25 protein-coding genes are annotated in these 24,978 nt (G+C 58.2%); 17 read left to right on the plus strand and 8 right to left on the minus strand.

The annotated features are described in order from the left end of the window. Positions 1-11: 11 nt before the first annotated feature. Entirely contained in the window at positions 12-476 is a 465-nt protein-coding gene (locus tag GC1_RS05750; RefSeq protein WP_019295296.1) for a DUF1810 domain-containing protein, read from the minus strand. Beyond that, entirely contained in the window at positions 473-1,699 is a 1,227-nt protein-coding gene (locus tag GC1_RS05755; RefSeq protein WP_019295295.1) for an argininosuccinate synthase, read from the minus strand. The genes GC1_RS05750 and GC1_RS05755 overlap by 4 nt, the downstream gene beginning before the upstream one ends. 137 nt (positions 1,700-1,836) lie before the next feature. On the opposite strand from GC1_RS05755, the gene GC1_RS05760 reads away from it, so the two are divergent. Together GC1_RS05760 and ilvA are read left to right on the plus strand one after the other, a co-directional pair. Continuing rightward, complete coding sequence (locus GC1_RS05760; protein ID WP_152612426.1) at positions 1,837-2,601, plus strand: hypothetical protein; 765 nt, start codon at positions 1,837-1,839, stop codon at positions 2,599-2,601. 73 nt (positions 2,602-2,674) lie between these two features. Further along, positions 2,675-3,901, plus strand: coding sequence for a threonine ammonia-lyase IlvA (gene ilvA, locus GC1_RS05765; RefSeq protein ID WP_019295293.1), 1,227 nt, complete (start codon positions 2,675-2,677; stop codon positions 3,899-3,901). A gap of 11 nt (positions 3,902-3,912) precedes the next feature. Here ilvA and GC1_RS05770 read toward each other — a convergent pair whose 3' ends face one another. Beyond that, the gene (locus GC1_RS05770) at positions 3,913-4,236 is read right to left on the minus strand and encodes an Hpt domain-containing protein (RefSeq protein ID WP_019295292.1); all 324 of its coding nucleotides are present in this window, start codon (positions 4,234-4,236) and stop codon (positions 3,913-3,915) included. A gap of 186 nt (positions 4,237-4,422) precedes the next feature. On the opposite strand from GC1_RS05770, the gene GC1_RS05775 reads away from it, so the two are divergent. After that, positions 4,423-5,676: a PP2C family protein-serine/threonine phosphatase gene (locus GC1_RS05775; protein WP_152610507.1), complete on the plus strand. Its 1,254-nt coding sequence runs from the start codon at positions 4,423-4,425 to the stop codon at positions 5,674-5,676. Between the two features lie 75 nt (positions 5,677-5,751). Here the strand turns inward: GC1_RS05775 and GC1_RS05780 are convergent, their stop codons facing one another. Then, positions 5,752-6,195 (minus strand): NUDIX hydrolase, encoded by a 444-nt coding sequence (locus tag GC1_RS05780; RefSeq protein WP_019295290.1) that lies wholly within the window; start codon positions 6,193-6,195, stop codon positions 5,752-5,754. A 77-nt stretch (positions 6,196-6,272) separates the two neighbouring features. Here GC1_RS05780 and hslO point away from each other — a divergent pair, with 77 nt between their 5' ends. The 8 genes from hslO (at position 6,273) to GC1_RS05820 (ending at position 15,616) form a co-directional block, all read left to right on the plus strand. Continuing rightward, positions 6,273-7,259 carry an Hsp33 family molecular chaperone HslO gene (hslO, locus tag GC1_RS05785; RefSeq protein WP_019295289.1) on the plus strand — a complete coding sequence of 329 codons (987 nt, stop codon included), beginning with the start codon at positions 6,273-6,275 and terminating at the stop codon, positions 7,257-7,259. Further along, positions 7,252-7,869: a CoA pyrophosphatase gene (locus GC1_RS05790; protein ID WP_019295288.1), complete on the plus strand. Its 618-nt coding sequence runs from the start codon at positions 7,252-7,254 to the stop codon at positions 7,867-7,869. The genes hslO and GC1_RS05790 overlap by 8 nt, the downstream gene beginning before the upstream one ends. Continuing rightward, positions 7,860-9,011, plus strand: coding sequence for a CCA tRNA nucleotidyltransferase (locus GC1_RS05795; RefSeq protein ID WP_019295287.1), 1,152 nt, complete (start codon positions 7,860-7,862; stop codon positions 9,009-9,011). Before GC1_RS05790 ends, GC1_RS05795 begins: the two co-directional genes overlap by 10 nt. Before the next feature lie 215 nt (positions 9,012-9,226). Further along, a complete protein-coding gene (locus GC1_RS05800) occupies positions 9,227-11,065 on the plus strand; it encodes an ABC transporter ATP-binding protein (protein WP_019295286.1) in 1,839 nt (612 codons plus the stop codon). Continuing rightward, on the plus strand, positions 11,062-12,909 hold the full coding sequence (locus tag GC1_RS05805; protein WP_019295285.1) for an ABC transporter ATP-binding protein: 1,848 nt from the start codon (positions 11,062-11,064) through the stop codon (positions 12,907-12,909). The genes GC1_RS05800 and GC1_RS05805 overlap by 4 nt, the downstream gene beginning before the upstream one ends. A gap of 54 nt (positions 12,910-12,963) precedes the next feature. Beyond that, positions 12,964-14,211, plus strand: coding sequence for a class I SAM-dependent RNA methyltransferase (locus GC1_RS05810; protein WP_019295284.1), 1,248 nt, complete (start codon positions 12,964-12,966; stop codon positions 14,209-14,211). A gap of 1 nt (position 14,212) precedes the next feature. Then, positions 14,213-15,022 (plus strand): ion transporter, encoded by an 810-nt coding sequence (locus GC1_RS05815; RefSeq protein WP_019295283.1) that lies wholly within the window; start codon positions 14,213-14,215, stop codon positions 15,020-15,022. A 66-nt stretch (positions 15,023-15,088) separates the two neighbouring features. Continuing rightward, complete coding sequence (locus GC1_RS05820; protein WP_019295282.1) at positions 15,089-15,616, plus strand: L,D-transpeptidase family protein; 528 nt, start codon at positions 15,089-15,091, stop codon at positions 15,614-15,616. A gap of 104 nt (positions 15,617-15,720) precedes the next feature. On the opposite strand, the gene GC1_RS05825 is transcribed toward GC1_RS05820, so the two are convergent. After that, positions 15,721-16,203 carry a CAP domain-containing protein gene (locus GC1_RS05825; RefSeq protein WP_029204728.1) on the minus strand — a complete coding sequence of 161 codons (483 nt, stop codon included), beginning with the start codon at positions 16,201-16,203 and terminating at the stop codon, positions 15,721-15,723. Positions 16,204-16,373: 170 nt separating this feature from the next. On the opposite strand from GC1_RS05825, the gene GC1_RS05830 reads away from it, so the two are divergent. Beyond that, positions 16,374-16,991: a L,D-transpeptidase gene (locus GC1_RS05830; protein WP_029204727.1), complete on the plus strand. Its 618-nt coding sequence runs from the start codon at positions 16,374-16,376 to the stop codon at positions 16,989-16,991. A gap of 138 nt (positions 16,992-17,129) precedes the next feature. Further along, on the plus strand, positions 17,130-17,312 hold the full coding sequence (locus GC1_RS05835; RefSeq protein ID WP_019295279.1) for a hypothetical protein: 183 nt from the start codon (positions 17,130-17,132) through the stop codon (positions 17,310-17,312). Between the two features lie 81 nt (positions 17,313-17,393). Here GC1_RS05835 and GC1_RS05840 read toward each other — a convergent pair whose 3' ends face one another. The 3 genes from GC1_RS05840 to GC1_RS05850 form a co-directional block, all read right to left on the minus strand. Further along, complete coding sequence (locus GC1_RS05840) at positions 17,394-20,402, minus strand: aminotransferase class III-fold pyridoxal phosphate-dependent enzyme (RefSeq protein ID WP_019295278.1); 3,009 nt, start codon at positions 20,400-20,402, stop codon at positions 17,394-17,396. A 70-nt stretch (positions 20,403-20,472) separates the two neighbouring features. Beyond that, complete coding sequence (gene hemH / locus GC1_RS05845; RefSeq protein ID WP_019295277.1) at positions 20,473-21,534, minus strand: ferrochelatase; 1,062 nt, start codon at positions 21,532-21,534, stop codon at positions 20,473-20,475. A gap of 108 nt (positions 21,535-21,642) precedes the next feature. Then, positions 21,643-22,458: a methyltransferase domain-containing protein gene (locus GC1_RS05850; protein ID WP_019295276.1), complete on the minus strand. Its 816-nt coding sequence runs from the start codon at positions 22,456-22,458 to the stop codon at positions 21,643-21,645. 13 nt (positions 22,459-22,471) lie between these two features. Between GC1_RS05850 and GC1_RS05855 the strand changes: the two genes are divergently transcribed. The 4 genes from GC1_RS05855 to GC1_RS05870 all read left to right on the plus strand — a co-directional run bounded on the left by GC1_RS05855 (position 22,472) and on the right by GC1_RS05870 (position 24,826). Continuing rightward, positions 22,472-23,200 carry a ComF family protein gene (locus tag GC1_RS05855; RefSeq protein ID WP_019295275.1) on the plus strand — a complete coding sequence of 243 codons (729 nt, stop codon included), beginning with the start codon at positions 22,472-22,474 and terminating at the stop codon, positions 23,198-23,200. A gap of 82 nt (positions 23,201-23,282) precedes the next feature. Continuing rightward, entirely contained in the window at positions 23,283-23,540 is a 258-nt protein-coding gene (gene grxC / locus GC1_RS05860; protein WP_019295274.1) for a glutaredoxin 3, read from the plus strand. 15 nt (positions 23,541-23,555) lie between these two features. Continuing rightward, complete coding sequence (locus GC1_RS05865; protein WP_019295273.1) at positions 23,556-24,386, plus strand: carbon-nitrogen hydrolase family protein; 831 nt, start codon at positions 23,556-23,558, stop codon at positions 24,384-24,386. Then, positions 24,386-24,826 (plus strand): MarR family winged helix-turn-helix transcriptional regulator, encoded by a 441-nt coding sequence (locus GC1_RS05870; RefSeq protein ID WP_019295272.1) that lies wholly within the window; start codon positions 24,386-24,388, stop codon positions 24,824-24,826. The genes GC1_RS05865 and GC1_RS05870 overlap by 1 nt, the downstream gene beginning before the upstream one ends. Positions 24,827-24,978 lie beyond the last annotated feature (152 nt).

Consider the following 24,978-nt stretch of genomic DNA (forward strand, 5'->3'; position numbering starts at 1 on the left):
AGGCGGAAGGATTACGCCGCGGCAAGTGCGGCCTTGGTCAGCGGGCAGGGCTGGCCGCCGTAGAAAGCATCCAGAACCTGCTGGAATTCCACCGGTGCGCCGGGGACCGCGGCAAACAGCGTCATTGAGGAGCGCAGTTTCTTGGCATCAATTCCACCGAGGATCTGCTCGGCATCCTTGTCCTGATGAGACAGCATCAGTTGGCTGACCTCGACCAGGCGCGCGCGCAGTATCTCATGCTTCAAATAGGCCGTGGCTTCAGCCTTATCTTCGATCCCGTAGAGCTGGGCCAAGTGGGAGCGGCCAAGTTCGGCAAGCTGGGGAAAGACGAACCACATCCAGTGGCTCGTCTTCTGTCCTGCGGAGAGTTCACTCAGGACATCAGCCCATACGGTGTCCTGAGCTTCGACGAACATATCCAGCTCTTCCGCGAAATCGTCCTCGAATTCGCCGTCTATGTCGTCGTATTCGCTCACTTTTTGATCCGGCGCTCGCGGGCGGCCAGCAGTTTGAGACGCAGCGCGTTCAGCTGGATGAAGCCTGCGGCGTCTTTCTGGTCATAGGCGCCGGCGTCTTCCTCAAAGGTCACATGCGCCTCGGAGTAGAGCGAGTTTTCGGACCAGCGGCCGACGGTGTTCACCGAACCTTTGTAGAGCTTCACGCGCACGGTGCCGGAGACATGTTTCTGGCTGGCGTCGATGGCTGCTTGCAGCATTTCGCGCTCGGGGCTGTACCAGAAGCCATTGTAGATCAGCTCTGCGTACTGCGGCATCAGCTGGTCCTTAAGGTGCATCGCGCCGCGGTCCATGGTGATGGATTCGATACCGCGGTGGGCTTCCAGCATGATGGTGCCGCCCGGGGTTTCGTAGATGCCGCGGGACTTCATGCCGACGAACCGTCCTTCGACCAGGTCAAGGCGGCCGATGCCGTGCTTGCGGCCGTACTCATTTAGCGCGGTCAGGATGGTTGCCGGGCTCATTGCTTCGCCATTGATGGCAACCGGGTCACCCTTTTCAAAGGTGATCTCGATGAATTCCGGGGTGTCCGGCGCCTCTTCGGGGTGAACAGTGCGCTGGTAGACGTAATCGGGCGCCATTTCCGCCGGATCCTCCAGCACTTTACCCTCAGACGAGGTGTGCAGCAGGTTGGCGTCGACGGAGAAGGGAGCCTCACCACGCTTGTCCTTGGCGATCGGGATCTGGTGCGCCTCGGCAAACTCCAGCAGTTTGGTGCGCGAGGACAGGTCCCATTCACGCCAGGGTGCGATCACTTTGATGTCCGGGTTCAGCGCATAGGCCGCCAGTTCGAAACGGACCTGGTCGTTGCCTTTGCCGGTGGCGCCGTGGGCAACGGCATCTGCACCAGTGGCTTCGGCGATCTCAACCAGGCGCTTGGAGATCAGCGGGCGCGCAATGGAGGTGCCCAGCAGGTATAGACCCTCGTAAACCGCATTGGCGCGGAACATCGGGAAGACGAAGTCGCGGACGAATTCCTCGCGCACATCTTCGATGAAGATGTTTTCCGGCTTGATGCCCAGCATTTCCGCTTTCTTGCGGGCGGGCTCCAGTTCCTCACCCTGGCCGAGATCGGCGGTGAAGGTGACAACTTCGCAGCCGTATTCGGTCTGCAGCCATTTCAGGATGATCGAGGTGTCGAGGCCGCCGGAATAGGCGAGCACAACTTTCTTGGGCGCGGACATGGAATTCCCTCTCAGGTCAGAACGCCTGCGGCGTAGCGGGTTTTGACCGCAAGGGCAAGGTTTTCCGGGGTTTCGCAGCGCGGCGGCGGCAACTAAGGTCCGCGCCTGACGCGATTTTCAAACTGGAGCGGATTTTCATGAAACCTTGGGCGCTGTTCAGCCATTCGGTCGGAATGCTGACTCGGAATTTCGGTGATATGCTGCGCGTGTTTTTGGTCCCAACGCTGCTGATCGTGGTGGTCTGTGGGGTGTTTTTGAAAGTGACAGGTCTTTTGGATGTCTTGCAGTGGGGAGTCATGACTCCCTTACAAGAAGATTCAGGCTTGGGCGGCCCACTGTTTATTGTAGTTATACTCTCACTACTGATTGGGATGTGGAGCGTTGTTGCTTGGCATAGATTTGTACTACTTGAGGAATTGCCGCAAGGCTGGGTACCGCAACTGCGAACCGATAGGGTAATGGCCTACTTCGGCCGGTCTTTGCAGATTGCATTAGTTCTGTTCTGCATGATGCTTCCCGTGCTCTTGGTTATTCTGTTCCTCACAATTGCACTCAGCGGAGCAGGGTCTGCTAGCCTACACTTGATCAACCTTCCGATTGCGATCTTCATCACCTATCTGGTTCTTAGGCTTTCGGTGATCTTGCCCGCGGCAGCTCTTGGGGAGGACATGGGCCTGCGTGACGCTTGGAACTCCACTTCAAATGCATTTGGAGATCTGTTGGGACTGGCGGCCATAATGGTTGCGGCACAGTATGCTGGCCAATTCATTGCCGAATCCCTGGATGCATCCTCCCTCGTGGCCGTCGGGGTTTCAATAATAGTTTCTGCTGCGCTGGCGCTGTTGAACATTAGCCTGCTGACCACTCTTTATGGCCACTATGTTGAGGGCCGTCCGGTCTGACGTCCGGTATTCTTATGTATGCTTTGAAGCCCGCCTCTTGCCTTGGGGGCGGGCTTGCGCCACTGAAGGATGCATGAGCGATTTCAAGTCCCAGGCCCGCGCCGCCGAGCAGGCGATGCGCGACGTTTTTCCTGCAACACCCTTGCAGCGCAATGTGCACCTGTCCGAAAGGTTCGGTGCTGATATCTACCTGAAGCGGGAGGACTTAAGCCCGGTCCGCTCCTACAAGATCCGCGGTGCAATGAACGCCATGCGCAAGCAACCGGATCAGGAGCTGTTTGTCTGTGCTTCCGCTGGCAATCACGCGCAGGGTGTCGCGTTTATGTGCCGCCATATGGGCAAGCGCGGCGTCATTTTCATGCCGGTCACCACACCTCAGCAGAAGATCCAGAAGACCCGGATGTTCGGCGGCGACAATATCGAAATCCATCTGGTAGGCGACTACTTCGATGTGTGCCTGGCTGCCGCACAGGAATGGTGCGCCCAGGAGGGCGGGCATTTCCTGTCACCGTTTGACGACGCCGATGTGATCGAAGGTCAGGCCTCCATCGCGGTGGAGATCGAGGAGCAGCTGGGCAATGCACCCGATCACGTTCTGTTGCCGGTTGGCGGCGGCGGCATGTCGGCAGGCGTGTCATCGTGGTTTGGCGATGAAGTGCACAGCCTGTTTGTCGAACCGGATGGCGGTGCCTGTCTGCGAGCGGCGCTGTCGGCGGGCAAGCCGGTGCCGCTGGACACGGTCGATACCTTTGTCGATGGCGCCGCGGTAGGACGGATCGGCGAACTGCCTTATGATATTTTGAAGGACGTGCCTTTGCCTGATGTGCTGGCAATTTCCGAAGACAGGATCTGCGCCACAATCATCGAGATGCTGAATGTAGAAGGAATCGTGCTGGAGCCTGCCGGTGCGCTGTCAGTTGAGGCTCTGCAGGATGTGCGCTCATGGATTCGGGGCAAAACCGTTGTTTGCGTTACATCCGGCGGAAATTTTGATTTCGAACGGCTGCCCGAGGTCAAGGAACGGGCTCAGCGCTACTCTGGTGTGAAAAAGTACTTCATTTTGCGGTTGCCGCAGCGCCCGGGCGCACTGAAGGAGTTTCTCGGGATCCTGGGGCCGGAGGACGACATCGCCCGCTTTGAATATATGAAGAAGTCGGCCCGCAACTTCGGTTCGGTTCTGATCGGGATCGAAACCAAACGGCCGGAGAATTTTGAGCAGCTGTTTGCACGTCTGGACGCTGCCGGAATGACTTACACGGATATCACCCGGGATGAGACACTGGCGCAGTTCGTGATCTGACGGCGGCTGAGTCAGAACTTCTCCGAAAGGCCGGTCAGGAAAACGGATTTGGACGCTTGAAAGTTGGCGATGATGGCCGGAACATCCACACCGTCCGCCCCGCCTTGTGCAGAGCGCCGCTCGCCATCCAGGCACATGGAAGAAAACTCATCAAATCCAAGGTTGAGTGCACTGCCTTTCAGGAAATGCAGATCCTGCTCAAGCTGGCCACGGTCGCCACCCTCCAGCTTGCCGATAACTTCTTCGACCTCTTCCAGAAAGATTTCAACAACTTCACCGAAGTCCTCGGCGCCGACTTCTTCACGCAGCTCGGTCACGCGTGGCCAGTCAATCATGTGGTACGTCCTTACGATCTTTCGCTGAGAGCACATCTTAAGTTGATTGCAGTAAAAATATGGTGAAATAAAGGAGGAAGCTCAAATTTTAGGCTTCACCGCCTGTTAAATCTCTGGACCGATAGTATCACAAGATCTTCTGATTTTGCCATTTGTGAGGTGCCTTCGGTGCTGCCAGAAAGTTCGATGGACGACGAGGACCAGACAGTGGCCGGATCAATACGCCGTGTGCTGGTTGTAGACGACAGCCGCCTGCAAAGACGCATCCTTGTGGCCTCTCTCAAGAAGTGGGGATTTGAAGTTGTCGAGGCTGACAGCGGCGAGGCAGCAATGGAAATTTGCCAAGCGGACCCCCCCGACCTGATTCTCAGCGATTGGATGATGCCCGGCATGAACGGGCTGGAGTTCTGCCGCGCGTTCCGCGCGCGCGCCACTGAGGACTACGCTTATTTTATCCTGCTGACCTCAAAGAGCGAAAAAAACGAGGTGGCCGAGGGCCTTGATGCTGGCGCTGATGACTTCCTGACTAAACCTGTCAGCTCTGATGAGCTGCGGGCTAGGATTTCAGCGGGTGAGCGCATTTTGCGGATGCAACGGGAACTGTATGAGAAGAACCGTATCGTGTCAGAGACCCTGGGTGAGCTGCAGCGGGTGTACGACGCAATCGACAAGGACTTGATCCAGGCTCGTAAAATCCAGGAATCACTGGTGCCGGAATTGTCCAAGGATTTCGGCTCTTCCACAGTCAGCCTGCTGTTAAAGCCATGCGGACATATTGGCGGGGACCTGGTTGGGATGTTTTCCCCCGGTGTGAACCGAATCGGCTTCTATTCTATTGACGTGTCCGGCCATGGCATCACCTCTGCAATGATGACGGCGCGGTTGGGTGGTTACCTGTCGTCAAACTACTTCGACCAGAACGTAGGGATGGAGAAACGGTTCAATCGCTTCTATGCATTGCGCCAGCCAGAGGAAGTTGCCAGCCTGCTGAATGCCCGGTTGATTGCTGATACGGGGATCGAAGAGTATTTCACCATGGCCTATTGCATTGCGGATCTGCGCAGTGGTGTCGTCAAGATGGTGCAGGCAGGCCACCCGCATCCGCTGTTATTGCGAAAGAACGGCGAGCTGGAGTTCATCGGCAAAGGCGGTGTCCCAGTAGGCTTGGTCCCGGACATCGGCTACAGCCAGGAAGAGTTCACAATGGAGCGGGGCGATCGCCTGCTGCTGTTTTCTGACGGGTTTACCGAAGCACGGCTGGAGAACGGGGCAATGCTGGAGCCTGAAGGCTTGCTCGACTTGGTTCAGAAATGCGGACCGCAGCAGAACGGCAAGGAGTTCCTTGACGATCTTTACTGGCACTTGACCCAGATGATGAGCAAGGAGCATGGGCTGGAGGATGACGTTTCCGCCACCCTGTTCGAATACCAAGGCCCCTAAACAAGCTTTTATTCTGTCCGATGTGTCCTGGCCTTTGCCGGGATTGTTTGCGTTTTGCAGAATAGGCTGATCTGACTACATGCGGGCCGCCAGTTGGGAGGCAAAATGGCGGTCGCCGGCGTTGCCCAGGCAGACGGCCGCCTCTGCAGGAGCCATCCAAAGCGCTTCATGCCCTTGTTCTGCCGGCGGACCGAGCCTGCGAAGGGGGCGGGCCACATAGATGTGGCACAGCTTTTCTGCCCACAGATCGTATTCCGGCATATAGGCAAACCGCCGGAAAGCACCCAACTTGCGCGGGGGGGAGATCTTCCAGCCGGTTTCCTCGTACACCTCGCGGTGCAGGGCAGGGATTGGTGATTCGCCGGGATCAATACCGCCACCCGGAAGCTGCAGATCGGGGTGCGGATCATACTGGCGAGTAACCAGCAGCTTTCCGTCTCGTGGCAGCAGAGCATAGACCCCGGGACGTATCCGGTAATTCCGGCCCTTCTGAGGTGTGTCGCCAAAACGTCTGATCACAGGCCGGCCTCTTCACTCTTGTGTCGTTTCTCCTATATAGCCCCGGTATGCCAATCCCCGGCGCGTAAGGAAACCCCATGACACTTGGTTCTAAAATCGCGTGGGACGACACCGTCCTGCCTTTCCAGCTTGATGCATCCGACATGCGCGGCCGTGTGGCGCGGCTGGATGGCGTGCTGGATGGTATTCTGAAACAGCATGACTACCCGCCGGTTGTCGAGGCGCTGGTTGCCGAGATGGCGTTGCTGACAGCACTGATCGGGCAAACAATCTCTCTGCGCTGGAAGCTGTCGCTGCAGGTGCAGTCCAAGGGTGCGGTGCGGATGATTGCAACCGATTACTATGCGCCTCAAAAGGAAGGTGAGATCGGCCAGATCCGTGCTTATGCGAGCTTTGACCGCGACCGCCTTACCGACAGCAACCCCTTTGACCAAGTGGGCGAAGGCTATTTTGCCATTCTGATTGACCAGGGCAATGGCACCCAGCCCTACCAAGGGATCACACCGCTGTCCGGCGAATCGCTGAGCGCCTGTGCAGAGGCCTATTTCGCGCAGTCCGAACAATTGCCGACCATGTTCAAACTGAGCTTTGGAAAGTCGGCGGAACCGGGCGTTGCCGAGCATTGGCGTGCGGGAGGTGTGATGCTGCAGAGCATGCCCAAGGCTTCTCCATTTGCGGCGCAAGGCGAAGGTTCCGGCGAAGTCCTGCAGGCCGGCGACCTGGTGTCCGGGGACGAGGAAGAGAACTGGAACCGGGCCACCACACTGCTGAGCACGGTGGAAGAGCTCGAACTGATCGGCCCGTCTGTCACCCCTACCGATCTGCTGATCCGATTGTTTCACGAGGAACAACCGCGGGTCTATGACACCCAGCCTGTGCGCTTTGGCTGCACCTGTTCCGAGGACCGGGTACGTCAAAGCCTGTCGATCTACTCTGCCAAGGACATCGAGAAGATGACCACGGATGATGGCCGTGTGACTGCAGACTGCCAATTCTGCGGAGCGCACTACGATCTGGACCCGTTGAGTGTGGGTTTCGACGCGGAAAACCCGCCCAGTGAGTGACCCTGCCCAGGATCTGACGGACAGGATTGCCGTCGCCCTGAACCGTGAGGGCGGCGGCTCCTCCGATTTTGACCTGAACCCTGGCACTGTGCTGCCGGAGGGGCGCAAGCTGCGCCCGGCTGGTGTGCTGGTTCCGGTTTCCATTGCTTCGGGCGCTCCGCGGCTGATCCTGACCAAACGGTCCTCGGCGCTGAAGCATCATCCGGGGCAGATCGCCTTTCCTGGCGGCAAAGTGGATCCGGGCGACAAGGACGCCTGTGCGGCGGCGCTGCGCGAGGCGTGGGAAGAGATAGGCTTACCGCAGGACGTGCCCCGGATCATCGGCTGCCTGCCGGAGCATGAAACCGTAACTGGCTTCTCCGTGACACCAGTTGTAGCGCTGATCCGTGACCGTTTTGACGAATGTCCCGAGGCGGGCGAGGTGGCAGAGGTGTTTTCAGTTCCTCTGGCGCATGTTTTGGAACCGCAAAACTACATCATCGAATCCCGCCGTTGGCGCGGCACGCGCCGCCGGTACTATACCGTGCCCTATGGTCCCTATTACATTTGGGGCGCTACCGCCCGTATGTTGCGCGGGCTCGCGGCACGGATGGAGGGAGAATGCGGCTAGATCAGCCATGGCTGGAGGACCCGGCTACGCAGGCGGTTTGCGAAGCTGTTTCGGCAGACGGTGCGGAGGTATTGTTTGTTGGCGGCTGCGTGCGCAATGCCTTGCTGGGTGAACCGGTTTCTGATCTGGACATTGCCACCGATTCGCAGCCGGAGCAGGTGATGGAGCTGGCTGCTCGTGCCGGGATCAAGGCAGTGCCGACCGGGATCGACCATGGCACAGTGACATTGGTAAAGAACGGCATCCCGCATGAAATCACCACTTTCCGCAAGGATGTGGCGACCGATGGCCGCCGGGCAGTGGTGGCATTTTCCACCGATATTGCCGAGGATGCCCGCCGCCGCGATTTCACAATGAACGCGATTTATGCGCGCCCGGATGGTGAAGTCGTCGACCCTCTAGGCGGGCTGACGGATATCGCTGGGCGCCGGGTGCGTTTTATCGGCACCGCGGAAAACCGTATCCGGGAGGATTACTTGCGCAGCCTGCGCTACTTCCGCTTTCACGCCTGGTATGGCGATCATGCCTTGGGCTTCGATCCGGACGCGCTAGCGGCGATTGCAGCCAACTTGGACGGACTGGGTTCGCTGTCTAAGGAGCGGGTTGGGGCGGAACTGCTGAAGCTGCTGGCGGCTCCCGATCCTGCTCCTTCGGTTGCGGCGATGCGGCAGGCAGGCGTGCTGGCGCAGATTCTGCCTGGCGCCGATGACCGTGCGCTGGCGCCGCTGATTCACCTGGAAGCCGGAAGGGCGGCCTCGGGCATCCGGCGCCTTGCCGCGCTGGGCGGCGATGGCTTGCAGGAGACCCTTCGGCTGAGCAAGGCTCAGGCCTCGCATCTGGTGGCAATCCGTGCGGCAGCGGCTGGAACTGCCGGGGCAGGGGAACTGGGATTCCGGCTGGGTGCAGAAATGGCGCTGGACGCATTGCTGTTGCGTGCTGCGCTGCTGGAACAGCCGCTTTCATCCAATTTAGAGACTGATATCGCGCAAGGCGTGGACGCGGAGTTTCCAGTTAAGGCCCGGGATCTGCTGCCGGAACTGAAGGGGCCGGCACTGGGAAAAGCGTTGAAAAAACTGCAAGCGGATTGGATTGCGTCGGGGTTCTCCCTCAGCCGAGAGGAACTGCTGAATTCCTTCCGCTGACAAGGGATGTCAGCAGCGTCACAACCTTGGGGGGGTGACAAAACCGCAAATCTTGCGTACGCATGAGGCAGCCACCACATGACGGAGGAATGCTGATGTATTACGGGATCTGGTTTCTTTAACGCCTGAGACCTTGCCCCGTTTGACGTGGGAGCCTTGGGCGGCCCGCAGTCTGCATCTGTTTTCCGATTTGCTCGAACACCTGGAGCACCCGCATGTTTCGCTATTTTGAAAATCTCATTGACCCCTATTGCGCCTACCCGGAAGTCAACACGCCACCGACACGGCTGTGGCCTTTCTTGCGCGACTATTCCAAGCCATTCAAAACCATCTTTGTCCTGACTGCGCTGATGTCGGTTGTGGTCGCAGGGATTGAGGTCGGGCTGATCTACTACATGGGCCGGATTGTCGACCTGATGTCGGGCACGCCGGCCGAAGTGTGGGAAGAGCATGGCACTGAACTTATCCTGGTTGCCTTGTTCATACTGCTGCTGCGGCCGCTGATCCAGCTGCTGGATGTCGCGCTGCTGAACAACGCGATTCTGCCGAATTTTGGCACTCTGATCCGCTGGCGGGCGCACAAGCATGTTTTGCGCCAGTCGGTCGGCTGGTTCGAGAACGATTTTGCCGGGAGGATTGCCAACCGGATCATGCAGACCCCGCCTGCCGCGGGGGAGGTGATCTTTCAGGTATTTGACGCCATCACGTTTTCGCTGGCCTATCTCGTAGGCGCGGCAGTTCTGCTGTGGGTCGCGGATATACGGCTGATGCTGCCGCTGGCGCTTTGGTTCGCCCTCTACGCAGTTTTGGTACTGTGGACGGTCAAGCGGGTCGGGCCGGCCAGTCAAGCGTCTTCCGACGCGCGCTCGACCGTGACAGGGCGGGTGGTCGACAGCTATTCCAACATCCACTCGGTCAAGATGTTTGCCCATCACAACCGCGAACTGACCTATGCCCGCGATGCGATTGAGAACACCCGCAAAACGTTCCAGACGGAGATGCGGATATTCACCATCATGGACGCCACGCTGGTTACGCTGAACGGGCTGCTGATTGTCGGAGTGGTGGGCTGGGCCGTGATGCTGTGGATGCAAGGCTCTGCTTCGGTTGGGCTGGTTGCTGCAGCGACGGCGCTGACACTGCGCCTGAATGCGATGACCGGCTGGATCATGTGGGCGCTGACGTCCTTTTTCCGGCAGCTGGGTGTTGTGGCTGAGGGAATGGAGACCATTGCGCAGCCGATCGACCTGGTGGATGCGGCCAATGCGGAGCCGTTGCGGCTGGTAAAGGGGGGGATAGAGTTGCGCAACCTCTCGCACCACTACGGGCGTGAGGCTGGCGGGCTGGACAGGATCAGCCTGATCATTCAGCCGGGGGAGAAGGTAGGCCTGATCGGGCGTTCCGGCGCCGGGAAATCGACCCTGGTCAAACTGCTCTTGCGGTTCTATGACGCCGAAAGTGGACAGATTCTGATCGACGGTCAGGACATCCGCTGTGTGACACAGGACAGCTTGCGCAGCCATATCGGCATGGTGCAGCAGGACAGCTCTCTGATGCACCGCTCGGTTCGGGACAACCTGCTGTACGGACGTCCGGAGGCCACTGAGGAGCAGATGATAGCTGCTGCCAAACAGGCGCAGGCGCATGAGTTCATTCTGGATCTGGAGGACCCGCAGGGGCGCAAGGGGTATGACGCCCACGTGGGCGAGCGTGGCGTCAAACTGTCCGGTGGGCAGCGTCAGCGGGTGACACTGGCCCGGGTGATCCTGAAGGACGCGCCGATCCTGGTTCTGGATGAGGCGACCTCAGCACTGGATTCAGAGGTCGAAGCGGCAATTCAGGAGACACTGTATGGCATGATGCAGGGCAAAACGGTGATCGCCATCGCACACCGGCTGTCCACCATCGCGCAGATGGACCGTATCCTGGTGATGGATCAGGGCCGTATAGTTGAAGAAGGGTCTCATGAGGCGCTATTGCAGGCGCAGGGGCTTTATGCACAGCTTTGGGCGCGCCAGTCCGGCGGCTTCCTGAACATCGAGGCAGCAGAATGACCATAGGCAACCTGATCGACGCCTTCCGCCCGGCAGACGGTCCGCCACCGCAGCGGCTGGGAGCTTTCTTGCGCTGGTGCCTGGCCGGCGCTTGGCCGATGCTGCTGCTGGCTGCGGCCTTTTCAGCACTGGCAGGCGGGATGGAGGCGGGCACCGCCTTTATCCTGGGCATGGTCATCGACACCGCCATCGCCAGCGGGCCGGAACAGTTCTTTTCGGCTGGTAATGTGGCAGTGATCGCATTGGCGCTGGGCTTTTTCCTGCTTGTGCGTCCGGTGCTGTTCGGCCTGTCCGCAGCCTCCAACGCCATTGTGGTGCAGCCGAACGTGAACCCGCTGGTTCTGTCGCGGCTGAATCGATGGACATTGGGCCAGTCGGTGCGGTTCTTTGACGATGATTTTGCAGGCCGGATAGCGCAGAAACAGATGCAAACGGCAAATGCCGTGACCTCCGTGACCACTGAGGTGATCAATGTTGTGGCCTTTGCGCTGGCCTCTCTTGCGGGCTCTTTGGCCTTGTTAGGGTCTATTGATTGGCGCATCACTGGGGTGTTTCTGATTTGGCTGGTGGGATACTTCGCATTGATCCGCTGGTTCCTGCCAAGAATCCGCAAGAGGTCAGGAAAGCGGGCCGGGGCGCGGGCGATGGTAACCGGCCAGGTCGTCGATTCGATCACCAACATCAAGACGGTGAAGCTGTTTGCCCATGCTGACCATGAGGAACGGACTGCACAGGATGCAATGGTCGAGTTTCGTAAAAAATCGCTGCACTTCGGCTATCTCTCTGCCAGCTTCCGGTTCTTTCTGATGTGCCTTGCAGGCATTCTGCCGGTGCTGCTGATCGGAGCAACCTTGCACCTGTGGCAGTCGGGGAACGCGACCGAGGGCGACATTGTGGCTGCGGGTGCGGTTTCGATACGGATTGCACAGATGACTGGCTGGGTGAGCTTCACGCTGATGGCGATCTACTCCAACATTGGAGAGATCGAAAACGGCATGAAGACTTTGTCCGTCCGCGACAGGGTGGAAGATGCGCCCGGAGCCAAACCGCTGGAAGTGCGAGAGGGCGGGATTGTTTTTGATCAGGTGGAATTCGCCTATGGCCGCGATGTGGGCGGGGTGCAGGGGATCAGCCTGCACATTCATCCGGGGGAGAAACTAGGCATTGTCGGGGCTTCCGGTGCTGGGAAGTCGACACTCGTTTCGCTTCTTCTCAGGCTCTATGAGGAAGAAAACGGGCGTATTTTTGTCGACGGGCAAGAGATCTCGGAGGTTACCCAAAATTCCTTGCGCAGTCAGATCGGCATGGTCACGCAGGAGACTGCAATGTTCAACCGGTCTGCGCGTGAAAATATCCTGTATGGGCGGCCGGATGCGTCTGAGGAAGATCTGATTGCCGCGGCCAAGAAGGCTGAAGCGCATGAGTTCATCACGGAACTGGAAGATGGTCAGGGCCGTACGGGCTATGATGCATATCTTGGCGAACGCGGGGTGAAACTCTCTGGCGGGCAGCGGCAGCGGATTGCCCTGGCCCGCGCCATCCTCAAGGACGCACCGATCCTGGTCCTGGATGAGGCGACCTCGGCCCTGGATTCCGAGGTTGAAGCTTCGATACAGGCTGCGCTGCACCGGGTCATGGAGGGCAAGACGGTTCTGGCCATTGCGCACCGGTTGTCAACGCTGAGCGAAATGGACCGGATTGTCGTGATGGACAAGGGCCGGATCGCCGAAAGCGGCAGCCATCAAGAGTTGCTGGCCAAGGGTGGTCTTTATGCCTCGTTCTGGGCACACCAGTCCGGCGGGTTTATCTGCACCGATGATGAGCGGACAGCGGCAGCTGAATAAACTTCCCAGCGCATTTTGCTTTTGCTGGCTGGATTGCCGGGGTAATGAGCGCGCATGACTGACACAGCCAGAACCAAAGCAATGATCAGCCGGCTGGGCCATCAGGGTGATGGTGTGGCCGATGGTCCATTGTTTGCCCCTCGGACACTGCCGGGCGAGGTAGTCAGCGGTATTGCCGATGGCAGCCGTTTGACACATATCCGCATCGAAACGCCTTCCGAACACCGTGTGCAACCGCCCTGCCGACATTACAAGGCCTGCGGCGGATGCCAGCTGCAGCACGCCAGCGATGCGTTTGTGGCAGAGTGGAAAACGGATGTGGTGCGCAATGCACTGTCAGCACAAGGTCTGGAGACGGATTTCCGGCCTATACACACATCACCGCCCAGATCCCGCCGTCGAGCCACCTTGTCGGTACGGCGGACCAAAAAAGGGGCGATGGCCGGTTTTTATGGCCAGGCATCAGACGTGATCACGGAAATTCCGGATTGCCAGCTGCTGGAGCCTGAATTGCTGGCCGCCATTCCTGTAGCAGAAGCATTGGCACTTGCAGGAGCCAGCCGCAAGACGCCGCTGGCTGTGACAGTTACTACGTCTGATGCGGGACTCGACATGCTGGTTCGCAATGGCAAGCCGCTGGATGGCCCACTGCGGATCGAACTGGCGCAGCTGGCTGAAAAGCACCGGATTGCGCGACTGACCTGGGATGACGAGCCGGTGGCGATGGAGCAGCCGCCCGTGCAGCCCTTTGGCCCGGCACTGGTCTGCCCGCCGCCGGGCGCATTCCTGCAGGCAACGCGTGAAGGGGAAGCTGCTTTGCTGGCAGCGGTTCTGGAAATCATCAAGGACGCCAAGCGGGTTGTGGACCTGTTTGCCGGCTGCGGGACCTTCTCTCTCCCGATTGCGCAAACGGCAGAAGTTCATGCGGTTGAGGGCGAGCGGGATATGGTAAAGGCCTTGGATGCGGGCTGGCGGGCGGGGAAAGGGCTGAAGAAAATCAGTACTGAAGCTCGCGACCTGTTTCGTAATCCCTTGCTGCCAGAGGACCTCAACCCCTTTGGTGCCGTATTTGACGCCGCGGTGATTGATCCGCCTCGAGCCGGTGCCGAAGCGCAGGTAGCGCAACTGACTAAGGCGCGCACGCCGTTGATTGCTTATGTATCCTGCAATCCGGTTAGCTTTGCCCGTGATGCCAAGACACTGGTTTCAGCAGGCTACGATTTGAACTGGGTTCAAGTTGTTGACCAGTTTCGCTGGTCAGCCCATACCGAGCTGGCCGCAAGGTTTACCCTGAAAGACTGAAATGACGGATATTCAAGTGATGACACCGACCCGACGCATGGAAGCCATTCTGGACAGCAGCCGCTTTGGCCGCTTCATAACCGCTGTCATTTTGGTCAATGCCGTTACTCTTGGGTTGGAAACCGCTCCGTCGGTTATGGAAAAGGCTGGCGGGCTGATTCATCTGATCGACAAAGTTTGCCTGACAATCTTTGTCGTTGAAATTCTGGCAAAGCTTTTGGTGCGCCGGCTACGGTTCTTCCTGAGCGGATGGAATGTGTTTGACTTCGCAATTGTCGGCATTGCGTTGGCGCCAGGTACACAAGGCCTGTCGGTACTGCGGGCTTTACGTATCCTGCGTGTGCTGAGGGTGATCTCCGTCGCGCCGCGGCTGCGCCGAGTGGTCGAAGGGTTCATCACCGCCCTGCCGGGGATGGGCTCGGTCTTTTTGCTGATGGCGATCATCTTCTATATCGGCTCAGTTATTGCGACCAAGCTGTTCGGCCAGGACTTCCCGGAATGGTTCGGGAACCTTGGCCTCAGCGCCTACTCGCTGTTCCAGATCATGACACTTGAAAGCTGGTCCATGGGCATTGTGCGTCCGGTTATGGAAGTGCATCCGCATGCCTGGGCATTCTTTGTGCCTTTCATCATGGTGACGACCTTTGCCGTGGTGAACCTGTTGGTTGGCCTGATCGTGAACTCTATGCAGGATGCCCACGGCGAAGAAGAAGGTGAGCGCACAGATGCTTACCGGGACGAGGTGCTGAGCCGGCTGGAAGCGATCGAGCAAAAACTGTCCAGTCAGACGGTCCAGGACAGGAAATTGTGAATTTCCTTAACAGCAATTTCGCGCTAAAGCCTGAATAGAGGCAAAAGAAAAATACAGGCTGGGACAATGAACAGAAGGGCATTTGGCATTGGTGCCGCCGCAAGCCTTGCGCTGGCTGGCTGCAGCACCACAGGCGGAGCAGTAAGCAGATTCAAGACTTATAACGGTCCACAAGTCACATCGATCGTGATCAATAAAGGTGCGCGCAAGCTGTACTTGATGAACAACGACGAAATCCTGCGGGAATATAAGGTCGATTTGGGTTTTGCACCGCTTGGGCCGAAGCAGTTTGAGGGTGATGGCAAGACGCCGGAAGGCACTTATTTGATCAACCGGCGCAACCCGAACAGCCGGTACCATCTGTCGGTTGGCATCTCATATCCCAACAACCAAGACCGCGCTCATGCGCAGGCCAATGGCAAGCGGCCTGGCGGAGAGATATTCATCCATGGGCAGCCGAACAACCCGAAGGAACGCAAGCGAGCGGCCAGGGTTGACGACTGGACTGCTGGCTGCATCGCTGTAACCAATGAAGAAATCGAAGAGATTTACGCGATGGTACAGGATGGCACCACTATCGCACTGCGGCCCTGATCGGAGCCAATGATGAGAAGTGAAGGTCCGCTGCGGTTGCGCCGGACCTTTCCCTTTCGTGCAGTTTTCAAGCGAAACGCTGCGCTAAAGCACGGCGTAGTGGCTTAGTTCGCCATAACCAATGTCCACCAGATCTTGCCGTTCGGCTCCTGGAACCAAGAAAAGCCCATGTTCACGGCCTTGGGATCCAGTATCACTGCACGAGTGGCCGGTCTTTCCAGCCAGGCAGTCAGGGTCTGCTGCTCATTCTCGTAGGTTTCGGATATGTTTTCACCCAGCAGTGTGCCCGTGTAGCCAGCACGGGCAACCCGGTCCAGCGGCGACGATCCGTCTGAACCGAAATGCCAAGGACGGTTCTGCACCGACATGTCACGGGAATGGGTGGCTGCGGCGGCAGTCAGTTCAGCGTTCAGTTGCACGTTTTGAGCGCCTGAAGCCTGGCGCAGTGCATTCACCGAGTCGAGCATCCGCAGTTGCACTTTGTCCGCATTCCTGATGCGGTAGGATCCGCCGGATTCCGATGACGGGGTACAGGCGGCTGCCACCGTGAGAATTGCAGCTGCCATCAGCAGAAAAACGCGATTCATAATGCTCTCTCGCTCCATCAGTTGCTGAAGCATGTATCCTTCCTGTGGCAGCTGTGCAAACGGGCCGGCAGAATTATGCAGACTAAGCTTCCGGATTGATTTGCGACTGCGGCTTTCCGGCCATAAAATGTTTCAATCTTGGATCCTCAATGCGCAAGTTGGTAGAAGTGATGCCCCGAAAACCTTTTGAAATATTCAGCCGAAGGCAGTTTCTTGCTGGCAGTGCTGCTTTGATATCCTCCTCCGCGCTTGCGCAGGAGGCTGGCGATACCGCGGAGCAGGCATTTGATCCCCTGCGCCCGCCGCCAGAGCCAGAGCCGCCGGTTCAGCGCAATATCTCAGCTTTCCGTGCTAAATCCTGGCGGCCCTATTTTGATAACCTGCGCAATGGGGCGATACTTGTCGATATAGACAGCCGTGCGCTGCACTATTGGTCACCAGATGAAGGCACCTACAAGCTGTTCCCGTCTTCCGTGCCGCTGTCAGACGATCTGACCCGCCGCGGCCGCACGCAGGTTGTGCGCAAGGTGGAGGGGCCTAGCTGGGCACCAACACCCAATATGCGCAAGCGCAACCCGGAATGGCCGGCCTATATTCCACCGGGGCCGGATAACCCGCTGGGCACTCATGCTTTGTACCTGGGCTGGAAATACTACCGGATCCACGGAACCCACGATACGCGCAAAATCGGACGCAAATCGTCGAACGGATGCATTGGCCTTTACAATGAGCATATCGCCGAACTGTTCGGCTTGGCGAAAGTCGGCACTCAGGTGTTGCTAATTTGACGACACGCAGCGGGGCGCTAAGCTGTTAACTATAACAAGCAATTGCAATCCCGCGTTTTTGCTGGTTAGAAAAAAATACGAGGTAAGTCTTGGGTGCGCGGTTCAGATGTTTGATCCGCGCAAATTCTGGAGGTTAACATGAAAAAACTCGTTATCGCTGCTGCGCTGACCGCTGCTGCTTCCACTGCCACCGCTGGCAACCTGTCCGAGCCGGTTGTTGAACCGCCGGTCATCGTGGAAGAAGCTCAGGGTTCTTCCAGCGGCATCCTGCTGCCGCTGCTGCTGCTGGTTCTGGTCGGCGCAGCTGTTGCATCGAGCTAATTTCGATACACAGTTACAGAAAAGGCGGTGGGGCAACCCGCCGCCTTTTTTCGTTGCCCGAAGGAATTGCCGGAGGGACTGTCAGACCGCTTCCACCTCCTGCAAAATGTTATCCAAGATTTTGACGATCATGTCTGTATCGTCGGAATCAATAGTCATCGGCGGCCGGATCTTCAGAGTATTGTCCTTGGGGCCTTCACTGCCGATAAGGATGCGGTGATCCCGCATCCGGTTTTTAACGTAGGAGCAGATCTCTGTGGCTTGTGAGCCATCCAGATTGATAAGTTCCAGCCCAAGAAACAACCCCATACCACGGACGTCACCTACGCAGGCATATTTCTGTTCCAGTTCCTTCAGGCCTTCAAACAGCCGCTTGCCTTGGATACGGGCGTTTTCCTGAAGTCCCTCGTCATCAACGATATCCAGAACTTCTTTGCCAATCCGGCAAGAGAGTGTGGAACCGCCAAAAGTAGAGAAAAACTCGATCCCGTTGTCGAAGCTTTCGGCAACTTCTTTTGTGGTGACAAGCACGCCCAAGGGATGGCCGTTGCCGATTGGTTTGCCCAACACAACGATATCAGGCAGGGCACCTTGATGTTCAAACCCGAAGTAGAAGTCGCCGAGTCTGCCCAATCCGGTTTGCACCTCATCGGCAATGCAGACACCGCCTGCAGCGCGAATCTTCTGATAAACCGCACCCAAATACCCCTTGGGAGGAATGATTTGGCCACCGACTGACGGAAAGGTCTCTGCGATGAAGCCGGCAACGCCGTGCCCTCTCTCCTGGAGGCGTGCGATCGCTGGATCTATGAGGCCGGCGTATTTTTTCGCCCGGTCCAGGTCATCCCGGCGGAAGGAGCCGCGGTAGTCATCGGCAACTTCAACAAGTTCTACCCAGTCTGCCTGACCGGTTCCCCCGGGTTTGTTGAATTTGTAGGCTGAAATGCTGATCGCACCGGTGGTGTTGCCATGATAGCCGTGATCCGGCGTCACCATACCCTTGGCGCCGGTATGCGCGCGGGCCAAGCGCAGGGCTAGCTCGTTCGCCTCTGTCCCGGAGTTTACGAAGAAACAGACCTCGAATTGATCCGGCAGCTTGGACAGAACTTTTTTGGCAAAGGCCGTCTGGGCGGGGTGCAGATAGCGTGTGTTTGAGTTCATCCGCTTCAACTGGTCGGCGGCAACTGCCTGGATGCGGGGATGGGCGTGGCCTACATGCGGCACGTTGTTGTAAGCATCCAGATACGGTCGCCCCCATTCGTCAAACAGATGGTGCTTCCAGCCGCGCACTAGCATGACGGGGTCTTTGTATGTCAGGCTCAGGTTGCCGCCGAAATGTGAGCGGCGTTCTGATAGAACTTCTTCCTTGCTGGTAGGCTGAAAAAGAACCTTTTCTTCCGGCAGATTAAGCAGCGCAGCCGGGTTCGGGCAAAGCGCGCGCCACAGGTACATTTCGTCCGGATCACCGACACCGGGCCAGTCGGCTTCGATTCCTTCAGTGGTCAAGGCCAGTTGGAAATGGACATGCGGCGCCCAGCCGCCGTTTTGGCTGGGGTCGCCAAGGCGGCAAAATTCTTCACCTTTCTCGACGACATCGCCAGATTTCAAACGAGTCAAGAATTCGGGGTCCAGATGGCCATAAAGGGTATAGAACGAATCGCCGTCGGGCGTTTCATGCCTCAGGATGATCACCCCACCATAATCCAGATGCCCCTTGCGGTACTCAGCAACAAACACTGTGCCGCGTAACGGCGCGAACATCGCCTTGCCTGCCGGAGCAAAAGCGTCCACCGCCAGATGCACCGTCCGGCGGTTGCTGGCTTTCCACGGACCTTTGCGGAAGGCTGGGTCCGTATAAATAAGCCGCGGCTCGTGGTAGTAGCCTAGCCAGATGCGTCCATTATCCTCAAACTCTTCGCCGACCTTGGCGGCCTCTTCGAAGGGCAAGTGGAAAGGGTTTTGCGGCCAGGTAGACTCTTCAACTGACAGCGTCCCCATCGGCGCATCTGCCAAGTCTTCCCCCATCAGCGGGGCGAAACTTCCGTTTTCCTGCTTGAGCCAGGCCACCACACGGTCCGCACCCTCAACCACCGGCAGGCCGCAGGCAGCGCGCAGCCGGGCATTCAGCAACCCGCCATGTAGCGTATTGCTCTCCAGAAACCGCCAGGCTGGCGCTTGGGAAACTGTCACATAAGGATCATCCGGGTTTTCCGCGGCCATGAGAGTGGAGTTCACCACGCTTACCGCCAGCCGCATCCGAAGCAGCTTCCAGACCATGTCGACCTCGGCGGTGGTCAGCGGATAGGCCTCGTGGTAACCCGCGACCAGTGACGCAAGAGCGGCCTCCGGTGCCGGGTGATCCAATACGATGTAGGCCGCGGCAATTGCCAGATCGCAGATGCGCGGCGCCGCGCACATGTCGCCAAGGTCGATCAGGCCGGATACCCGCCGCGGTTCGTTCAATTCGCCTGCTACCATGATGTTGTAGTCATTGGCGTCATTGTGGATGGCTTGCTTGGATAACTCTGCCAAAGCAGGCTCTAACTTTGAAAATTCTGCGGATATTTCTTCAAGAATTGCATGGCGCGCGGGGTCTTTGATGCAGGAGAACTGAGCTGTAATCCAGCCGGCGCGCATCAGGTCCCACTTGAAGTTGCGTTCCAAGCCTTCATGGTGGAAGTCCGTCAAAGCTTTTGCAGTGCCGCCCAGCGTCTGGCCGATTTCATGGATCAGCATATCGCTTTTGGGCTCCGCCTTGGCATAGCAGCGCCCCGGCAACTTGTTCAGCAGCCAGACCAGCCGGTTCTGCCCATCTTCATCCGGAAGGGTTAGCAGGGATCGCCGGGAAAGAGAGGCAATGACCCGCGGGCAGGGCAGGTCTGGCTGGCATTCCTGGATATGCTCAAGCGCCTTCACTTGCATATCAACCAGCCATTCTTCGCAGCCGGGGCGCATGGCCTTGAGGATATAGCCTTGGCCATCCTGCCCCGTGGCCAGGAAGTTCAGGTCGTATTCCCCGTCCAGGCGGGTCAGTTCCGCCTCAATGCCCCAGTGCTCCCGGAGGGCTTTGGCCCAATGCGCAAGCGTCATCCAATATCTCCCCGTTTTCCGGCCGGACCGGAAATTGAATATTGGATACTTTTTGGACTCAGGCGGCCGGTTAGTCCAGCCAGCCTTTCAGGTTTTCCTCGATAACACCGGCCAGCGCCGCAACGTGACCGTCATCGTCATTGAGGCACGGAATATAGAGGAAGTCTTGCCCGCCAGCGTGTTCAAAGCTCTCGCGGATTTCTTCGTTGATTTCTTCCAGTGTCTCGATGCAGTCCGCAGAGAAGGCCGGTGCAATTACTGCGATGCTCTTCTTGCCTTCCTTGGCAAGCGTGGCGACGTGGTCCACTGTGTAGGGTTTAAGCCATTCCTCGGGTCCGAAAACGGACTGGAAAGTGCTGGTGATTTGGGTGTCGTCCCACCCAAGCCGCTCCTTCAGCAACCGAGTCGTTTTCTGGCACTGGCAGTGATACGGGTCCCCCTGCATCAGATACCGCTTTGGCATCCCGTGATAGGAAACCACCAGAATATCCGGGCGTTTCCCGGCTTTGGCATATGCTTCTTCCACCGAGCGCGCCAAAGCATGGATATAGGCGGGCTGATCGAAATAGGGAGCGATCGTGCGCGCGGCAGGCTGCCAAGGTTCCTCCATCAGAGCACGGAAAAACTGATCGTTTGCGGTGCCGGAGGTCGCGCCAGCATATTGCGGATAGAGCGGGACAAACAGAATCTTCTGACAGCCTGCCTCAACCATCTGCCGCACCTTGGACTTGGTGGAGGGATTGCCGTAGCGCATGCAGAAATCGACCATAACCTGATCGCCGTAACGCGCCTTCATCACCTCCGCCATCTTGGTGGTCTGGTCCTTGGTGATGGTCATCAGAGGGCTTTCGCCCGTGTCGTGATTCCAGATCGATTTATAGGCCGCTCCCGACGAAAACGGACGTTTGGTCAGGATGATTAGCTGCAAAAGCGGCTGCCATTTCCATGACGGATAGTCGATGACCCGCTTGTCAGACAGGAACTCACTCAGATACCGGCGCATTGGCCAGTAGGAGTAATCATCCGGAGTGCCGAGGTTGGCCAGCAGGATGCCGACTTTTTCTGCCGGGATCCTGGGGTGATCGGCTGGGGCGTGGGCAGGGCATTTGGCGGTCCGGGCGGCGTCCAGCATGGGCAGGTCCTGTGCGGCTGAGATTTTTGTTGGCGGATAACTACTGTGTTTACGCGCGGAAGGCCAATTGGATCACATTGGCGCAGCAATAGCTTTGTCCAATCAAGGCTAGAGCTTTGATTCAGGCACCTTGAGCGCGTCGGCCAGACGCATCTGGGCTGAACCAGGGCGCAGGGGTTTCTGCTGGTTGTCCGATGGCGACCAGCCGGTCAGGCAGACAAGTTCGAACGTCGCGGGCAGGCGGCCTTCGGCGTTGGCGAAATGCTCCCGGTAGATGTGATCGGCGAGGTGGAAGAGGCCGCGCGGAGGAGTACGTTTCAAGCGTTGGGCGAGCGTGTTGGTCTCTCCCATACCGCGCAGGTCGTGGACCAGGTGGGTCAGGTCGCGGTATTCGGCTGTCAGCGGCACCAAATCAGCAACCGGCAGGGCGAAACCCGCACGTTGCAGCAGGCCGCCCAGATCGCGGATCTCGCCCATCGGCGCAATGCGTGGCGAAAGACCGCCCAGAACAACGGTCTCGGCTTCGGCCATAGCAACACGCAGTTCGTGCAGGGTCTGCCCGCCCAGCAGGATGACCAGAAGCAGCCCGTCTTCCTTCAAAGCGCGGCGGCATTGGATTAGTTGCCCGACAGGATCATTGGACCAATGAAGGCACATGGCGTGGATCACCACATCATGCGTGCCTTCCTTCAGGTCGAGGACATCCTCGTCTGCAACGACCTTTGCTTGTGGATGAAAACCTTCCCAGACTTCGGGGAAAGGGCAAACCACTGCCGGTGCTGTAAAGGTTCTGTTAACCAAGCCCAGGCGATCCTCAGCTTCGTCCCGTGCCATCTGGTGCAGGAACAGGGCGTCCGGCCGCCGTCGTGATCGGCGGGCGTTCAGGGCGCGGCGGTCGAAAAGCTGCATGGGTGCTTGTGTCATGGGGGCTATTTAGATGCTGCCGGCTTGGATTCAAACTGCTGTTTCGCTGATTTATCCGTCCCAGTGCCTGGGTTGCGGCGGGTTGGTTGGCAGTGACTTCGGGCTGTGTGCAAATTGCTGGGCAGATATGTACTTCATCAGTGGAACGGTTTGTGAAGGCTGCGGCGCTCCGCTGCCAGGCGAAGCGGATGGGTTCCGCCTGGAGTGCGACAGTTGCCTGCGCCATCCGCGGCCCTGGAGCCAAGGGCGGTCTGCTTTGCTCTATGAGGGGCAGGGACGCAAACTGGTGTTAGCCCTAAAACATGGTGACCGCACGGAAATTGCCGTTCCGGCCGCTAACTGGCTGCAACGGGCGGCAGAACCTTTGCTGGAGGGGGATCCATTGATTTGCCCGGTGCCACTGCATTGGACCCGGCTGCTGAAGCGAAAGTACAACCAATCCGCCCTGCTGGCTGATGCATTGGCGCGCAGAAAGAACTTGCACCACTGTCCTGATTTGTTGCGGCGCATCCGGCGTACACCTGCACTGGAGGGGAAAACCCGGGACCAGCGTTACCGGCTCTTAGGATCAGCCGTGGGTGTACCGCAAGACCGGAAAGAAAGGGTCAAAGGACGGATTGTGCTGATTGTAGACGATGTGATGACCTCTGGAGCCACTCTCAGCGCGTGCAGCGAGGCCTGTTTGCAGGCGGGGGCGGCAGAGGTGCGGGTGGCGGTGCTGGCCCGGGTCACGCAAGCGTGAGGCCATGGGTTGGCCACTGGCAATTGTTGCAATGAATGCCCAATTCCTCCACAACCTTCGAAACCTGAACATGGGGTCCTGAATGAAACCGGTTGAAATCTACACCTCTCCGCTCTGCGGCTTCTGCCATGCGGCCAAGCGGCTGCTGAACCAGAAAGGTGTTACCTTTTCGGAAATCAATGTGCTGGCGCAGCCGGGACGCAAGGCAGAGATGATCCAGCGTGCCAATGGCGGCCGCACCGTGCCGCAGATCTTTATCGGCGACACGCACGTCGGCGGTTGTGACGACCTTTATGCTCTTGAGCAAGCGGGTAAACTTGACCCGTTGCTGGCGGCTTAAAACCGGAGAAACAATATGCGCGCTGCTCTGCTTCAGATGACATCTACTGATATTCCGGCTGAAAATCTGGAAACGGTGAAGGCATTGATGGCGGAAGCTGTGCGCGGCGGGGCGGGCTTTGTACTGACGCCAGAAGTTACTAACTGCCTGTCAGGCAGCCGGACGCATCAGAATGGTGTGCTGTGCCACGAGGAGGATGATCCAACTCTGGCGGCCTTGCAGGAAGAAGCGGCTAGGCATGGCGTGTGGTTGCTGCTCGGATCGCTGGGAATCAAGACACATGACGATGACGGCCGTTTTGCCAACCGCCAGTTCCTGATTTCGCCGGAGGGCGAAATCAAGGGGCGTTACGATAAGATTCACATGTTCGATGTGGAGGTCACCCCAGAAGAAACGTATCGCGAGTCAGATGGATACCGTCCTGGAACCAAGGCAGTGGTGGCGGAAACGCCTTTTGCCAAAATTGGCATGACCATCTGTTATGATGTGCGCTTCCCGCATCTGCATCGCGCTTTGGCCAAGGGAGGAGCACAGATTGTCACTGCTCCCGCCGCCTTTTCCTATGTGACTGGAGCTGCGCATTGGCATTCTCTGTTGCGCGCCCGTGCCATAGAAACCGGCTGTTTTGTGTTGGCGCCCGCACAAACCGGCAAGCACCCGGCCTCCAGGGGGCCGAGCCGCAAGACCTTTGGCCATTCACTGGCAGTTGCTCCATGGGGTGAAATTCTGGCGGATGCAGGTCAGGAACCAGGCGTGACTTACGTTGATCTCGACATGGAAAAAGTGGCAGAAGCGCGCAAGCGTGTGCCTTCTTTAACTCATGACCGGGAGTTCGACGGACCCTGATGGACGAAACCCATTCCCTGGCAGTATCGCTGTTCAGCGAAATTTTGATGGCTGACCAGCTGGCCCGGTCACGCCTCAGCAAAGTGCTGCCCAAGGGGATGGAGCTGTCGCATTTCTCTGTGTTGAACCATCTGGCCCGAGCCGGGCTGGAACGGTCGCCTGCACAGCTGGCCAAAGCGTTTCACGTGACACGCGGCGCAATGACCAACACCTTGAACAAGCTGGAAGTGGCAGGCTATATCCACGTCCGCCCCGACTGGGATGACGCGCGGCGAAAGATGGTTGCTATCAGCCCAGCAGGAAAACAAGCCCGGGATGCAGCCCTGGCGGGTATCATTCCTGTGATATCGGAAGTGGTGGGGGAGCTGGGCAGCGACCGGGTCCGCGCCACGCTGCCAATTCTGCGTGAGCTTCGCGGTAAACTGGAAGAGAGCGGCTGAGCGAAATAGCCGTCCTCCTAAACATTTTGACCTTAAAGTAAAAAGAAAGACGCCCGCTAGCAGGCGCCTTTCCTCCCCATCAGTCCCCATCAGTCCGTGAGTGGCGGTTCCGGTAACCTTTGGGCGGACCCACCATCATTGCAGTGGCAAGC

Source organism: Leisingera sp. ANG1 (assembly GCF_000203975.2).
Classification (GTDB): domain Bacteria; phylum Pseudomonadota; class Alphaproteobacteria; order Rhodobacterales; family Rhodobacteraceae; genus Leisingera.